Genomic DNA, 14,378 nt, shown 5'->3' on the forward strand with positions numbered 1-14,378 from the left:
GGCGCGTGCCCGCGGCGCGCCATGTCACCATTGCCGGTGCCGGTATCGGCGGCCTGACCTTGGCCCTGTGCCTTGCCAGGGCGGGGGTCACATCGACCGTCCTGGAGCGCAGCCCGGCGCTGGAAGAGGTCGGTGCCGGCATCCAGCTCTCCCCCAATGCCAGCCGGATCATGATCGCACTCGGTCTCGCCGAGGCGCTGGCGCCGGTCATCGTCGCGCCCGCGGGCATGGACGTCAGGTCGGGATCCTCCGGCGCGCTTCTCGCTGCCGCGACGCTGGGCGGGACGGCGGCGCAGCGCTGGGGCTCACCCTGGTGGGTCGTCCACCGTGCCGACCTTCTCGCCGCTCTCGCCGCGGCCGCCGCTCTGGAACCGGCCATCATGATCGAGACCGGCACTGCCGTCGCCACCGTCATGGCGGCCGGGGCTGGGTTCGACCTCACCCTCGAAGGAGGAGAACACCGCCGTGTCGCCGTGCTTGTCGGCGCCGACGGCATCCGCTCGGCGGTGCGGCACGGGCTCGGTGATCCCACCCCGCCGATCTTCCGGCACCGCAGCGCCTTTCGGGCCACCCTGCCGATGGTGGCGGTGCCCGCGGCGCTGCGCGGTGACCGGCTCGGGCTCTGGCTGGGTCCCGATGCCCATCTCGTCCATTACCCGCTGCGCGGCGGCAGCCTGTTCAACGTCGTGGCGATCATCGGCGACCCCGCCCCGGTTGCCGGCTGGCGGGCGCCGGGCGACGCCTCGGTCCTCGCGCAACGCCTCTCCGGCTGGGATGCGGCGCCGCGCCAGCTGATCGCTGCGGTCGAAGTCTGGCAGCGCTGGTCCCTCGCCGACCGTCCGGTCTGGTTTGGCCCGGGGCAGGGATCGGCGACGCTGATCGGGGATGCGGCCCATGCCATGCTGCCCTTCGTGGCCCAGGGCGGTGCCATGGCGATCGAGGATGCCGCGGTACTGGCTGCCTGCTGCGCGGCCGGGCCGGATGACCTTGCCGGTGCCTTCCGCGCCTATGAGGAGGCGCGCCGGGCGCGCGTCGCGCGCGTCCAGTCGCTCGCCCGCCGCAACGGTGTCATCTATCACCTCAAGGGGCCCGCAGCCTTCGCCCGCGACGCCGCCATCCGCCTGCTCGGCGGGCGCGGGCTGCTGGCACAGCAGGACTGGATCTACGCCCACCGGGCCTGAAGGATCAGCGCCGGGGCGGGGTCTCGGCCTGGTTGGTCGTGCCGGCGAGGTCGCGGATGTTCATCCGCTGGCCGCCGGGCAGCAGAATGTCACCGGGCCGCAGGCCGCCGCCGCAGCGCGCCGAGACGAAACGCCCCTGCTGCGTGGTGAGCGTCTGCTGGAACTCCGACTGTCCGATGGTCTGCACCGTGCCCTCGATGCGCAGCGAATAGGTGGCCCTGAGGTCGCCGGAGACGACGGAGCGCGCCGTGGTCCGCGTCTGGCCGACCTGGCAGTCGCTTTCGATGATGAAGTCGTCGCCGTCGCGGCGGATCTCGTAGCGCTGGCATTGCTGGCCGAGCTGGCCGAAGCCGAACTGCACCATCTGCCGCTCGGTGGCGGCATCCGTGCAGGTCTGGACGGTGAATTCCTGGCCGCCCGGACCGCCGCCGGTCATCATGCGGATCTCCCAGTAGCCGGGCCGGCGCAGCGGCAGCTCGACGCCCTGCGGCTGTGCGAGGGCTGGGCCGGCGGTGAGGCCGACAAGAAACAGAACCCTCAGCATGGTGTCTCCGGAACGGGGCGTCGTCAGCGATCATAGGGCAGCGGTGACGTGGCGACAGTGGCTGATGGGCCACGGTGGCTATCGTATGTCTCGCCAACGACAGCCTCTCTTTCAGGCCACGGGGCTGTCGCTGATGGGGTGCCAATGGTGCGGACGGCCGGACTCGAACCGGCACGGGTTGCCCCGCAAGATTTTAAGTCTCGTGCGTCTACCGATTTCGCCACGCCCGCTCCGGACCGAGCCTTAGCGCGATCGGCAGACCCTGTCATCCGCGGCCTGACGGGCGCCGGATGACGTAACGGCACTGTCGGGATTAATGATACCCTAACGGCAGGGCAACAGTTCGTTGACCATTTCGAGCAGTCCGGTCAACGGGCTGTTGAAAGCTGCGGGCTATGGTCCGCCGGGGATCGCGGGAAGGACCAGACCACTGTTCGAGGAGAGCCGCCGTGAAGGTCACTCCCGCCAAGATTCTCCTGTTCTTCATGAGCCTGCTGGTGTTCATGAATCCGCCGCTGGTGCTCGGCTTGCTCGGCCCTGACGGCCGGCGCGCCGGCCTGATGATCGACGAGAGCCTGGGCACAGACCAGATGCGCATCGCGCTGTTCGGACGCCGGTGAAACGCGTCAGCCGGCGTCGCGGATCGGCGGCTGAAAGGTGTAGCCCATGTCCCAGGGGAAATAGATCCAGGTGTCCTGGGACACCTCGGTAACGAAGGTATCAACCATCGGCCGACCCAGCGGCTTGGCATAGACCGTCGCGATATGCGACTTCGGCAGCATATCGCGCACCACCTTGGCGGTCTTGCCGGTATCGACGAGGTCGTCGACGACGAGGACGCCTTCGCCGCCATCGGTCAGCAATTGCGGGGCGACTTCCTTGATCACCTTGAGCTGCCCCTGGCTCTGGTAGTCGTGGTAGCTGGCGATGCAGACCGTCTCGATCATGCGGATGCCGAGTTCGCGCGTGACAATGGCGGCGGGCACAAGGCCGCCGCGGGTAATGCAGACAATGGCGCGAAACGGCCCGGCGCCGCTGATCCGCCAGGCCAGCGCCCGGGCGTCGCGGTGGAACTGGTCCCAGGCCACCGGGAAGGCCTTTTCCGGATTCGGCGTCGCCATGGGGTGCTCCACGCTCACGAGATCATCGATAGGGCGGCGACACTAGCCGCGCGCGGCCTCGGCGCAAATCGCCCGCGGCGCTTTTCCCAAGGGAATCGCGCTGGAGCGAGGGTCAAGCGGGAGCGTCGCGATGGCGTGGTGACGCCCCGGCGGCCATGTCAGGCGCCGCGGGTGACCGTGATGGGCGCCTCCGGCCCCTTGTGTTCGCCGACCATGGCGACGACGGCCGCTTCGGCGGCCGCCAGCAGCGATTCGTCCTTGGCGCGCAGCACGAGGCGGGTCCAGAAGCGGCCGTCCTGCATCATCGGGTAGGAGCCCATGATGACGCCGGGGTGGGCCTTGGCGATGGCGGCATAGGGCGTGCCGATGTCGCCCTCGCGCAGGCCCGGCGCCTCGATGGAGACCTGGATCATCTTGGTGCCGGTCTTCAGGCGCGGAGAGACGACGTCCATCATGGCCTGCATCACCGAGGGCACGCCGGCCATGGTGACGACGTTGCCGATCATGAAGCCCGGGGCCTTGGACACCGGGTTCTCGATGAGCTCGGCGCCGGCCGGAATGCGCGCCATGCGCAGGCGGGCCTCGTTCAGGTCCTTCTCTGGGATGCGCTCCAGCAGCATGGCGCGGGCGCGCGGGTCGACGTCGATGGAGACGCCGAAGGCCTTGGCGATGCAGTCGGCGGTGATGTCGTCGTGGGTCGGGCCGATGCCGCCGGTGGTGAAGACGTAGCCGTACTTCGCCCGCAGCGTGTTGAGGGCGGGGACGATCTCGTCCTCCTCGTCGGGGACGACCCTGACCTCCTTCACGTCGATGCCGATGGCCGTGCAGTACTCGGCAATGTAGCCGATGTTCTTGTCCTTGGTGCGCCCGGAGAGGATCTCGTCGCCGATGACGAGGATGGCGGCGGTGACGGTGGTCGGCTCGGTCATGATGGTGCTCCGGGATGAGCCCGGAGGTAGAGCGCGGCGCGACCTGCGGCAAGGGCCCTGCAGGCGGTGAGGCGCGGAATGCTCCCCTGCGCTGCGGCTTGGTTCTACTGCACCTGCACCTGCCGCGAGGCCTGGTCGACCACCACCTTCACGGTCAGGAACTCGCCCTCGCCGCCGTGGCGCGAGCCGCGGATGGGCGCGGCATTGAGATAGTCGAGGCCGCAGGCGATGCGGATGTGCTGCTCGGTCGGGCACTGGCCGTTGGCGGCGTCGAAACCGACCCAGCCGAGGCCCTCGACATGGGCTTCAGCCCAGGCGTGGCCGGCCTCCTGGTCCACCGTGCCGTCGGCATGGAGGAAATAGCCGCCGACATAGCGGGCAGGGATGTTGAGGTGGCGCGCCGCGGCGATGAAGATATGGGCGAAGTCCTGACAGACGCCGCGCTTCAGCGCGAAGGCCTCCGCCGCCGTGGTGGCGGAATGGGTTGGATCCTTGTCGAAGGTGATGTCGCGGGCGAGGTCGTCGAGCAGGGCGTGGAGCGTCGAGAGCCGGTCGCCCGGCCGCTCGCGGGCCTCGGCATAGGCGCGGATCTCGCCGTCGGCGGTGGTCAGGTCGGTGCCGCGCAGGTAGAGGCCGGGCGGAAACCGCTCGATGGCGCCGCGCACCACGCCGGCGGTGTCGGACGTCTCGACAAGGCCATCGACGCGGACGGTGAGGGTCTGCACCGGCCCGGTGCAGGAGAAGGTGTGGGTGATGTTGCCGAAGGCGTCCTCGTGGGCATCGAGGCGGCAGTCCTGGTCGACGTCGATGCGCCAGGTCGCGACGTGCTGGCCCTCGTAGTTGCGCGGGGTCAGCCGCAGCGTCTGGATCACCGCATGGGCGGGGACGGCATAGCTGTAGATGGTCTCGTGGGCGATGCGGATGCGCATGGCGGCCGCCCGCTCAGGTCAGATATTGCTGGGTGATGGCGGCACCCAGCCGGTTGTTCTCGGTGATGAAGTCCGAGACGAATTCGTGCAGGCCGGACTGGAAGATATCCTCGATCCGGGCGCTTTCGAGCTTCGTCCGGGTGGCACGGGCAGCGCGCTGGGCCGGGCCCTGGCGGCCATAGGCGAGCGACAGGCTGTCGAGGTTGCGCACGATGCTCTCGTAGCAGGCGGCGAGCGAGCGCGGCATCTGGTCGTTGAGGATCAGGAGGTCGGCGACCAGCCAGGGCTTCAGGCTCTCCTTGTAGACCCAGTGATAGGCGGTCAGCGCCGAGACGGCCCTGAGGATCGCCGACCACTGGAAATAGTCCAGCGACCCGCCGACCTGCTCGGCGCCGGGCAGCAGCACGTGATATTTCACGTCGAGGATGCGGGCGGTGTTGTCGGCCCGCTCGATCATCACACCGAGGCGCGAGAACCAGTAGCCGTCGGACCGCAGCATGGTGCGATAGGCCGAGCCGTCGAACCGCAGGCCCGTTTCCTTCACGAAAGAGAGGAAATTGGCCAGGTGTTCGTCCTGGTTGAGGCCGCTCGCCCGGTATTTCGACAGTTCCAGCCATGCGGCGTTGATGGCGTCCCACATCTCCACCGTCAGCGCCGTGCGCACCGAGCGCGCATTGGTGCGGGCCACCTCGAAACAGGAGCGGATGGAGGAGGGGTTGTCGGGCGAGAAGGCGAGGAAGTCGATCACCGTCTCGCGGGTCGCCTTGTCATGCGCCTGGTAGAAGAGATGGGCGCACCCGGCGGTGGCGACCGCCGACTCCCATTCGTTCGACGTCCCGGCATAGGCGGAGGGCAGATTGGCGAGGCGGGTCGAGGCCTCGATGATGCGGGCGAGATATTCGGCCCGTTCGACATAGCGGGCCAGCCAGAAGAGATTGTCGGCGGTACGGGAGAGCATGGGTTCCGCCTATCTCACGAGTCCAGGACCCAGGTGTCCTTGGTGCCGCCGCCCTGGCTGGAATTGACCACCAGGGAGCCCTCCTTCAGCGCCACGCGGGTGAGGCCGCCGGGGACGATGCGCACCTTGTCGCGTCCGGTCAGGACGAAGGGCCTGAGGTCGACATGGCGGGGCGCGACGCCCTCCTCGACCAGGGTCGGGCAGGTGGAGAGGGCGAGCGTCGGCTGGGCGATGAAATTCGACGGGTCCTTCACCAGCTTGTGGCGGAACAGTTCGATCTCGGCCGCCGCGGCCTTAGGCCCGATCAGCATGCCGTAGCCGCCGGAGCCGTGAACCTCCTTGACGACGAGCTCGGGCAGATGGTCGAGGACATATTTCAGCTCGTCCGGCGCGCGGCAGCGCCAGGTCGGGACATTCTTCAGGATCGGCTCCTCGCCGAGATAGAATTTCACGATCTCCGGCATGTAGCTGTAGACGGCCTTGTCGTCGGCGACGCCGGTGCCGACGGCATTGGCGAGCGTGACATTGCCGGCATGGTAGGCCGACATCAGGCCCGGCACACCGAGGGCCGAATCCGGACGGAACACCAGCGGATCGAGGAAATCATCGTCGAGGCGGCGGTAGATGACGTCGACACGCTTGGGACCCTCGGTCGTGCGCATGTAGACCACGTCGGCCTTGACGAAGAGATCGCGGCCCTCGACCAGTTCGACGCCGAGCTTGTCGGCGAGGAAGGTGTGCTCGTAATAGGCCGAATTGAAAAGGCCCGGCGTCAGCAGCACGCAGGTCGGGTCGGAGGAGGCCGAGCGCGGCGCCACCGACTTCATCGTGGCGAGCAGGTCATCGGTGTAGTTCTCCACCGGCGCGACGCGGTGCTGCGAGAAGAGCTCGGGGAAGAGGCGGATCATCACCTCGCGGTTCTCCAGCATGTAGGAGACCCCGGAGGGGGTGCGGGCATTGTCCTCGAGCACATAGAACGTGTCGGCGTCGACGCGGACGATGTCGATGCCGGCGATCATCACATAGATGCCGTGGGGCACCGGCTGCTGGTTCATTTCCGGCCGGAAGGCAGGATTCTGGTAGACGAGGTCCTCAGGAACGATGCCGGCGCGCAGGATCTCGCGCTTTGTATAGACGTCGCCGAGGAAGGCGTTGATGGCGCGCACGCGCTGCGTCAGGCCTTTCGACAGCCGCACCCATTCGTCGTTGGTGAGGACGCGCGGGATGACGTCGAACGGGATCAGGCGTTCGGTCGAGGCGGCGTCGCCATAGACCGCGAAGGTGATGCCGATGCGGCGGAACAGCGCCTCGGCCTCGCGCGAGCGCGTTGCGAGCAGGTCCGTCGGTATGGTCTTCAACCAGCGAGCCAGGGTTTCGTAGGCGGGGCGGACCGCACCGTCCGCGAGGTTCATTTCATCGAAGATCGGTGCATCGCCTGCCATTGACGGCTCTAGTCCCCTCTGGAAGACGAAGCGTGGTCCTTCTCTGATGGAACGATCCTGACGCTTCGCCGACAAGCTAGCGGCAAATCACGTCGCAAGGGAAGGGGGCTTTCGCAGATGCACAAGCGCCGCCGCGAACGGGTCACGTGTCGCGGCCGGCGATCTCGACCACCAGCGCACCGGGCGGCAGCAGGCCGGCGAGGGCCGCGGCGATGGCGCGGCCATCCGCGATATAGGCCGCCTCGGCGTCGCTGGAGGGAAAGCGGCTCGCGAGCGGATCGTCGCGATCATAGATCGCCTGGAAGACGGCGTCCCAGTCGTTGATCCGCGCCACGATCCCGTCGGGAAGGCCGAGGCATTCGGGGTCGAGGTTGTCGCCGGTCTCGTGGTCCCAGGTGGGCCAGCATTCCCATTCGGGGGCGAGGCGCAGCCGGCGCGGGAGCATTGCGGAGGGATCGGCGGAGGGATCGGCGGACATTGCTAGAAGCTAGCACCGCCAGCGGCCCCACCGGAACCGCGCCATTGCTCCGGCCGGGGGCGGAGGCTATGGCAGGGTCCGCTTGTCACCACCGGAGACCCCATGGCCGTCAAGGTCGCCGCCCTCTATCGCTTCGCCCCCCTGCCGGACTGCGCCGATCTCGTCGCCCCGCTCCGGGAGCTGTGCGCGGAGCTCGGCATCAGGGGGACGCTGCTGCTGGCGCCGGAAGGGATCAACGGTACGGTGGCCGGCACCGACGAGGCGATCGACGACCTCGTCGCGAAGCTCTCCGGCGGCTGGGTTTTCGGCAACCGGCTCGCCGGCATGGAGCTGAAGTTTTCGACTGCCTCCGCCTTGCCGTTCGGCCGGCTGAAAGTGAGGGTGAAGCGCGAGATCGTCGCCTTCGACGGTGGCGCGACCGATCCCTCGCAGCGCGTCGGCACCTATGTGGCGCCCGCCGACTGGAACGCGCTGATCGCCGATTCCGAGACTGTCGTGATCGACACGCGCAACGCCTTCGAGGTGGCGATCGGAACCTTCGTCGGGGCACGCGATCCGGGAACCGTCAGCTTCGGCCAGTTCAGGGACTATGTCGCCCGCGAGCTCGATCCCGCCCGGCACCGGCGCATCGCCCTGTTCTGCACCGGCGGCATCCGCTGCGAAAAGGCCAGCGCCTATCTCATCGACCAGGGATTTGCCGAGGTGCATCATCTCAAAGGCGGCATCCTCGCCTATCTTGAGCAGGTGCCGGAGCGCGAGAGCCTGTGGCGCGGCGGCTGTTTCGTCTTCGACGGCCGGGTCGCCCTCGGTCATGGCCTCGCCGAGGCGCCGGAGACCGCGGAGGGGATCGAACTGGCATGAGCGAAATCTCCGACCTCGCCGCCCGTCTCGAAGCCCTGGAGATCAAGGCAGCCTATCAGGACCAGACGATCGAGGACCTGAACGCCACGATCACCGCCCAATGGGCCGAGCTGACGCGGTTGCAACGACTCGTGGCACGGCTCGAGGACCAGTTGCGCGAGGCCCAGAACGCCGGCCCGCAGGGACCCGAGCCGCCGCCTCCCCATTACTGATCCCGCGGCGCGCCGGCTTCGCCCTGTGGAGCAACCCACCCGCAACGCCTGCTGCGTTGCTCATCACGTTGGCCGCGGCTACACGGTTGGGTTCCTGGAGAATCGCTGATGACCTATTGTTGCGGCATCCTCGTGCGCGACGGGCTGGTGATGATTGCCGACACCCGCACCAACGCGGGCCTCGACAACATCTCGACCTTCCGCAAGCTGCACGTTTTCCAGAAGCCCGGCGAGCGGGTCATGGCGCTTGCCTCCGCCGGGAATCTGTCGATCACCCAGTCCGTTCTCGGCTTCCTTCACGAAGGCCTGCCCAACGAGGAGACCGGCGAACTGGAAACCATTCTCAACGCGCCGACCATGTTCCAGGCGGCGCAGCGGGTGGGCCGGGCCATCCGCGAGGTCAGGCGCATCGACGGTCCGGGGCTCGAGGAGGATGGCATCAAGTTCGAGGCCTCGTTCCTCTTCGGCGGACAGATCAAGGGCCGGTCGCTGCGCCTGTTCATGGTCTATGCCGCCGGCAACTATATCGAATGCACGGTCGATACGCCCTATCTGCAGATCGGCGAGCACAAATACGGCAAGCCGATCCTCGACCGCGCCATCAAGTTCGACACCAACCTGAACGATGCGCTGAAGATCGGTCTGGTCTCGATGGATTCGACCATGCGCTCCAATCTCGGCGTGGGCATGCCCATCGACATCGCGGTGATGCCGCGGGGCGACGCCTTCCTGCAGACCCATTACCGGATTGAGCCCGGCGAGCCCTATTTCCATGACCTGCGCGAGCGTTGGTCGGCGGCGCTGCGCAAGGCGCATATGGACATTCCGCCGCCGCCTTATTCCGGCTCCAACGTGGTGAAGTGAGCGGCTTCAGCGCACCGTGAACCGCGCCGTCAGCGTCGCGTTCGAATCATTCCCGACATAGATCTCGTATGCACCGGGCTCGACGCGATAGCGCGCCTGGTCGTCGTGGAAACCCAGGCTTCGCACAGGAATGGCGAAGCGGACGGTCGCGTGGCCGCCGGCGCCGACCTCGACCTTCTCGAAGAAGCGCAACTGGCGGACCGGCCGCGAGCGCGAGCCGACCATCTGCCTGACATAGACCTGGACGACCTCTTTGCCCGCCGGTCCGGAGACATTCGAGACGCGAACGGAGCCGGAGACCGTGCCGTTGCGCGCCACGCGCGGGGCGTCCAGCGTCAGCGCGTCGAAGGTGAAGCGTGAGAAGGACAGGCCGAAACCGAAGGGGTAGAGCGGCTCGAGCTTCTCGTCGGTATAGCCGGTCTCATAGCGGGCATTGGTCAGGCGCGGACGGCCGGTCGGCAGCGCGTCGTAGTAGATCGGCACTTGGCCGGTGGCGCGCGGGAAGGTCATGGGCAGCTTGCCCGAGGGATTGGTGCGGCCGGTCATGACCTCGGCGAGGGCGGTGCGGCCCTCAGTGCCGAGGTGGAAGGCCTGGAGGATGGCCGCAACGCGATCGGCAAAGCGTGTCAGCACGAAGGGGCGCGTCGTGTGGAGGATGACAACGACCGGCTTGCCGGTGGCAATCAGCGCGTCGAGCAGGGTCTGCTGAACCGGCGGCAGGTCGAGATGGGCGCGCGAGGTGCCCTCGCCGATCTGTTCGCAATCCTCGCCGAGCATGACGACGACGACATCGGCGGCTTCCGCCGTACGCACGGCACCGGCCGTGTCGCCGGCAGCGAGGTTGCAATGGGTCGCGAGGCCGGGCGCGAAGCTGATCGCCACGTCGGGGCCGAGCAGGCGCGAGAGTTCGTCCGGCAGTTTCGGCGGACGGACCCGGGGCAGGCCGGCATTGTCAGAATACTGCCAGTCCTCCTGATGGGTCGCGGCACCGCCGACGACGGCGATGGAACGCACGGACGGACGCAGCGGGAGAATCGCCTCGCGGTTGCGCAGCATGACGATGGATTCGCGCGCCACGGCGAGGGAATCGGCCCTGGCGGCGGGCGTCGCCATGTCACGCGCAGCGGTCGTTGGGTCGAAGGGCGGTTCCTCGAAAAGACCCATATGGAACTTGACGCGCAGCACGCGGCGGACCGCCTCGTCGAGGGCGGCGGCCGGTACCCGGCCGGCACGGATCTCGTCGGCGAGATGGGCGTCATAGGCGCCCGACATCATGTCCATGTCGACGCCGGCGAGGAAGGCCTTGCGTGCCGCCTCGGCCCTGTCGGCCGCCATGCCGTGATTGATCAGTTCACGCACCGAATCGAAGTCGGAGACGACGAAACCGCGGAAACCGAGACGGCCTTTCAGGATGTCGGTGACGAGGGTGCGGTCGCCGGTCGCGGCGATGCCGTTCATGGCGCTCAGCGAGGTCATGACGGTGAAGGTGCCGGCGGCAATCGCCGCCCGGAATGCCGGCATCTGGTAGTCCCAAAGTTCAGAAACCGGGATCCAGACGCTGTTATAGTCACGTCCACCCTCGGCAGCGCCGTAACCGATGAAGTGCTTGGCGGAGGTGGCGAGGCCGCCGCGATGGTAGCCGGCGACGCGCGCGGCGGCGACGACGGAGGCCAGGTGCACGTCCTCGCCGGCGCCCTCCATGTTGCGGCCCCAACGGGCATCGCGCGTCATGTCGATCATCGGCGCAAAGGTCCAGTTGATGCCGGTGGCACGGGCCTCGCGGGCAGACCAATAGGAGGCGAGTTCGACCAGGCGCGGGTTGAAGGTGGCGGCCTGGCCGATCGGCTGTGGGAAATAGGTGGCAAAGCCGTTGATGGCATCGAGGCCGAGGATCAGCGGAATCTGCAGCCGCGACCGGGCCACCTGCGCCCGGACGGCGGCGATCTCGGTGGGTTCGGTGAAATTCATCACGGCGCCGGTGCGGCCCTGGGCGATCCACTCGGGCCGGAAGTCGTCGCCGCGGCCGCGCAGGTTGAGCTGGCCGATCTTCTCGGCTGTGGTCATGCGCGCGAGCAGGGCATCGATGCGTCGCTCGATCGCCCGCGCCTCGGCGCCGGTCTTCCAGGCGAGAGCCGGGGGGGCGGGGGGCTGCTGGGCGAGGGCCGGCAGGGGGGCGATGGCGAGGAGAAGCGGGAGCAGGCGGCGGGTCAGGACATTCATCGGGGGCGCGCGGCTCCTCAGGGCATGCGGCCGGGCATGGGTTGCAACCGGCAGCGAAGGCATCAGCTTCCTAGCCGTGTTCTCACGCGTTCCGCAACGGCCCCCCAGCCGCGGCCGGGCGTCACGCCTGTTCCGCCGGCTGGCGGGTTCCGCAGGCCGCAACCTCCGGCTATAGCTCCGCCATGATCGCGTCCTCCTCCCGCCTGCCCAAGCAACGCTTTGCCTCCGACGGCGTCGAGATCGCCTATTTCGACACGGGGAAGGGCGATCCGGTCCTCTGCATCCATGGCTTCGCCTCCAATGCCCATATCAACTGGACCTATCCGGGCTGGGTGGACACGCTGACCAGGGCCGGCCGGCGCGTCATCGCGCTCGACAATCGCGGCCATGGCGATTCGGACAAGCTCTACGATCCCGCCGCCTACCACACGACGCTGATGGCCGAGGATGCACGGGCGCTGCTCGACCATCTTGGCATCGAGAGCACGGTGGTGCTCGGCTATTCCATGGGGTCGCGCATCACGGCGTTCCTCGCTCAGCGCCATCCCGGCCGGGTAAAGGCGGCGATCATGGGCGGCCTCGGCATCAAGCTCATCGACGGGGTCGGCCTGCCGGAGACCATCGCCGAGGCGCTGGAGGCGGAGACGCTGGAGGAAGTCACCGACCCGCAGGGCCGCATGTTCCGCGCCTTCGCCATGCAGACCCAGTCGGACCGGCGGGCGCTGGCCGCCTGCATCCGCGGCTCGCGCAACCTGATGAGCCGCGAGGAGGCCGCCTCGATCGCCTGTCCGGTGCTCATCGCGGTGGGGACGAAGGATGAGATTGCCGGCGCGCCGGAGCCGCTGGCCGCGATCATCCCCAAGGGGGAGGTGCTTTCGATCCCGGATCGCGATCATATGCCGGCCGTGGGCGACAAGGTCTTCAAGGCCGGTGCGCTCGCTTTCCTCGCCCGGATCGCCGCCTGACGATTGGCCTCTCATCGGACCGCGCCGCCATGTCCCAGCATCCCCGCCACGCGCGTTTCACCGGCCAGGACGGCAACCGGCTGGAGGCCGACGTCTACGGCCATGGCGAGAAGGTGGCTCTGCTGCTCCATGGCGGCGGGCAGACGCGTCATGCCTGGCGCGCCACCGCCCGCAGGCTCGCCGAGCGCGGCTTCACGGCGATCGCCGTCGACCAGCGTGGCCATGGCGACAGTGAATGGGTGGCCAATGGGGCCTATGCCTTTGCCGATTACAGTGGTGACGCCGTGGCTCTCGGTCATGCCATCGCCGCGCGGTTCGGAGCGACGCCAGCGGTCATCGGCGCCTCGCTCGGCGGGATCGCGGCGCTCAATGCGCTTGGCGTCGCAGCCTGTTTCTCCGCCCTGGTGCTTGTCGACATCGTCCCTCGCATGGAAGAAACCGGCGTGATGCACGTGCAGAGCTTCATGCGGGCGCGGGCCAAGGAGGGGTTCGCCAGCGTCGAGGAGGCAGCCGAATCGGTGGCGGCCTATCTGCCGAGCCGGACCCGGCCCCCGTCGACGGATGGGCTGAAGAAGAACCTCCGGCTCCGCGATGACGGCCGCTGGTACTGGCACTGGGATCCGGCCTTTCTCGAAGGCGGGCGGACGGTCAACACCGACCGGGCGACGATCGTCGCCACCCTCGAGGATGCGGCGCGGCGGCTGTCGGTGCCGACACTCCTGGTGCGCGGCAATGCCTCCGACATCGTGTCGCAGGAGAGCGCTAATGCCTTCCTCGCCCTCGTGCCCCATGCCCGTTTCGTCGACGTCAGCGGCGCCGGGCATATGGTGGCGGGGGACAAGAACGACATCTTCGCCGACGCGATCCTGGCTTTCCTCGGCTGAGCGCCTGTCGCAGGTTCTGAGGTTTTCCCAATTTTCATCAGGGGCTTGAGTAGGCAGGGTCACGCTCCGATTCCGATTCAGCGTGGCCTTCATCCTGCGGTTTCGATTCAAGATCGCCGCGCAACGCGCGGAGCGTCGGGCATTGCAGAACGGGTGAAGCAATCGAATACGGAGGGGTGGGCGACGGCCATGGCGGAGCAGCAGCGCAAATCTGGACCAGGGCCACGCGCAGGGGAGGTCTCACGACGATCCGCACCGCCCGCCACCTTCGCCGCTGCGCTTCTGGTGCTGCCGACCCTCGTCCGGCAGACCTTCGTCCGGCGTGCGGTCCTCCACCGGCCAGGAGGTCGACCAGCCGTCTCAATTGCTCAGTGAGCCTTGTTCGCGGCCTGCAGGACTCCCGCGCCCTCGCGAACAAGAGGGAGGTCAAGGCGCCGGTGACCCAGTTCGCCCCGGCCCGGCGGGTGCGGCGCGGCGGCTTTGACTTGACCACCCCGGCCATGGCACACGGCGCAACCAGCGCAACAAGGGAGGTCGCCCATGGACCGCACCGAGATCACCAAGATTCAGGACTACCTGCGCCGCAAGTTCGGCAACCAGACGATCAAGCTGCAGCCCAACATGCGCCGCAAGGAGATGGTCGAGGTGATGATCGGCGACGAGCAGATCGGCACGCTCTACAAGGACGTGGATGAGGGTGAGACCTCCTACACGGTCACCATCTCCATTCTCGACATCGATCTCGAGGAGGCGTGAGGCCGATCGGCCGATTAACCCTTCCTTAAGGAAA

The 14,378-nt window shown here is 67.9% G+C and carries 16 protein-coding genes and 1 tRNA gene; 8 read left to right on the plus strand and 9 right to left on the minus strand.

Annotation, left to right across the window (positions count from 1 at the left end; translation table 11 throughout):
• Positions 1-5: 5 nt before the first annotated feature.
• The gene (locus Q0C57_RS10390) at positions 6-1,181 is read left to right on the plus strand and encodes an FAD-dependent monooxygenase (protein WP_296575949.1); all 1,176 of its coding nucleotides are present in this window, start codon (positions 6-8) and stop codon (positions 1,179-1,181) included.
• A gap of 4 nt (positions 1,182-1,185) precedes the next feature.
• Here Q0C57_RS10390 and Q0C57_RS10395 read toward each other — a convergent pair whose 3' ends face one another.
• Positions 1,186-1,725 (minus strand): DUF3617 family protein, encoded by a 540-nt coding sequence (locus tag Q0C57_RS10395; protein WP_296575951.1) that lies wholly within the window; start codon positions 1,723-1,725, stop codon positions 1,186-1,188.
• Positions 1,726-1,870: 145 nt separating this feature from the next.
• A tRNA-Leu gene (locus Q0C57_RS10400) sits at positions 1,871-1,955 on the minus strand.
• Positions 1,956-2,174: 219 nt separating this feature from the next.
• Between Q0C57_RS10400 and Q0C57_RS10405 the strand changes: the two genes are divergently transcribed.
• Positions 2,175-2,345, plus strand: coding sequence for a hypothetical protein (locus tag Q0C57_RS10405; protein ID WP_296575954.1), 171 nt, complete (start codon positions 2,175-2,177; stop codon positions 2,343-2,345).
• Between the two features lie 6 nt (positions 2,346-2,351).
• On the opposite strand, the gene gpt is transcribed toward Q0C57_RS10405, so the two are convergent.
• The 6 genes from gpt to Q0C57_RS10435 form a co-directional block, all read right to left on the minus strand.
• Positions 2,352-2,846 (minus strand): xanthine phosphoribosyltransferase, encoded by a 495-nt coding sequence (gene gpt / locus Q0C57_RS10410; protein ID WP_296575957.1) that lies wholly within the window; start codon positions 2,844-2,846, stop codon positions 2,352-2,354.
• A gap of 158 nt (positions 2,847-3,004) precedes the next feature.
• Positions 3,005-3,775, minus strand: a complete 771-nt coding sequence (locus Q0C57_RS10415; RefSeq protein ID WP_296575960.1) for a molybdopterin-binding protein — start codon at positions 3,773-3,775, stop codon at positions 3,005-3,007.
• 104 nt (positions 3,776-3,879) lie between these two features.
• Complete coding sequence (locus tag Q0C57_RS10420) at positions 3,880-4,704, minus strand: transglutaminase family protein (RefSeq protein WP_296575962.1); 825 nt, start codon at positions 4,702-4,704, stop codon at positions 3,880-3,882.
• 13 nt (positions 4,705-4,717) lie between these two features.
• Entirely contained in the window at positions 4,718-5,662 is a 945-nt protein-coding gene (locus Q0C57_RS10425; RefSeq protein WP_296575964.1) for an alpha-E domain-containing protein, read from the minus strand.
• A 14-nt stretch (positions 5,663-5,676) separates the two neighbouring features.
• Complete coding sequence (locus tag Q0C57_RS10430; RefSeq protein WP_296575967.1) at positions 5,677-7,104, minus strand: circularly permuted type 2 ATP-grasp protein; 1,428 nt, start codon at positions 7,102-7,104, stop codon at positions 5,677-5,679.
• A gap of 142 nt (positions 7,105-7,246) precedes the next feature.
• A complete protein-coding gene (locus tag Q0C57_RS10435) occupies positions 7,247-7,549 on the minus strand; it encodes a hypothetical protein (protein ID WP_296575970.1) in 303 nt (100 codons plus the stop codon).
• 135 nt (positions 7,550-7,684) lie between these two features.
• Between Q0C57_RS10435 and Q0C57_RS10440 the strand changes: the two genes are divergently transcribed.
• From Q0C57_RS10440 to Q0C57_RS10450, 3 genes are all read left to right on the plus strand, one after another.
• Positions 7,685-8,443 carry a rhodanese-related sulfurtransferase gene (locus Q0C57_RS10440; RefSeq protein ID WP_296575973.1) on the plus strand — a complete coding sequence of 253 codons (759 nt, stop codon included), beginning with the start codon at positions 7,685-7,687 and terminating at the stop codon, positions 8,441-8,443.
• Positions 8,440-8,655, plus strand: a complete 216-nt coding sequence (locus Q0C57_RS10445; RefSeq protein ID WP_296575975.1) for a SlyX family protein — start codon at positions 8,440-8,442, stop codon at positions 8,653-8,655. Before Q0C57_RS10440 ends, Q0C57_RS10445 begins: the two co-directional genes overlap by 4 nt.
• A 108-nt stretch (positions 8,656-8,763) precedes the next feature.
• Positions 8,764-9,519 carry a proteasome-type protease gene (locus tag Q0C57_RS10450; protein ID WP_296575978.1) on the plus strand — a complete coding sequence of 252 codons (756 nt, stop codon included), beginning with the start codon at positions 8,764-8,766 and terminating at the stop codon, positions 9,517-9,519.
• Positions 9,520-9,525: 6 nt separating this feature from the next.
• On the opposite strand, the gene Q0C57_RS10455 is transcribed toward Q0C57_RS10450, so the two are convergent.
• Positions 9,526-11,739, minus strand: coding sequence for a glycoside hydrolase family 3 N-terminal domain-containing protein (locus Q0C57_RS10455; RefSeq protein WP_296575981.1), 2,214 nt, complete (start codon positions 11,737-11,739; stop codon positions 9,526-9,528).
• Positions 11,740-11,921: 182 nt separating this feature from the next.
• Between Q0C57_RS10455 and Q0C57_RS10460 the strand changes: the two genes are divergently transcribed.
• The 3 genes from Q0C57_RS10460 to Q0C57_RS10470 all read left to right on the plus strand — a co-directional run bounded on the left by Q0C57_RS10460 (position 11,922) and on the right by Q0C57_RS10470 (position 14,344).
• Positions 11,922-12,704 (plus strand): alpha/beta hydrolase, encoded by a 783-nt coding sequence (locus Q0C57_RS10460; RefSeq protein WP_296575983.1) that lies wholly within the window; start codon positions 11,922-11,924, stop codon positions 12,702-12,704.
• A 29-nt stretch (positions 12,705-12,733) separates the two neighbouring features.
• Positions 12,734-13,588 (plus strand): alpha/beta hydrolase, encoded by an 855-nt coding sequence (locus tag Q0C57_RS10465; RefSeq protein WP_296575986.1) that lies wholly within the window; start codon positions 12,734-12,736, stop codon positions 13,586-13,588.
• A gap of 540 nt (positions 13,589-14,128) precedes the next feature.
• Positions 14,129-14,344 (plus strand): DUF3126 family protein, encoded by a 216-nt coding sequence (locus tag Q0C57_RS10470; RefSeq protein WP_296575989.1) that lies wholly within the window; start codon positions 14,129-14,131, stop codon positions 14,342-14,344.
• Positions 14,345-14,378: the final 34 nt, after the last annotated feature.

This window comes from Phreatobacter sp., assembly GCF_022843985.1.
Taxonomy (GTDB): Bacteria; Pseudomonadota; Alphaproteobacteria; order Rhizobiales; family Phreatobacteraceae; genus Phreatobacter.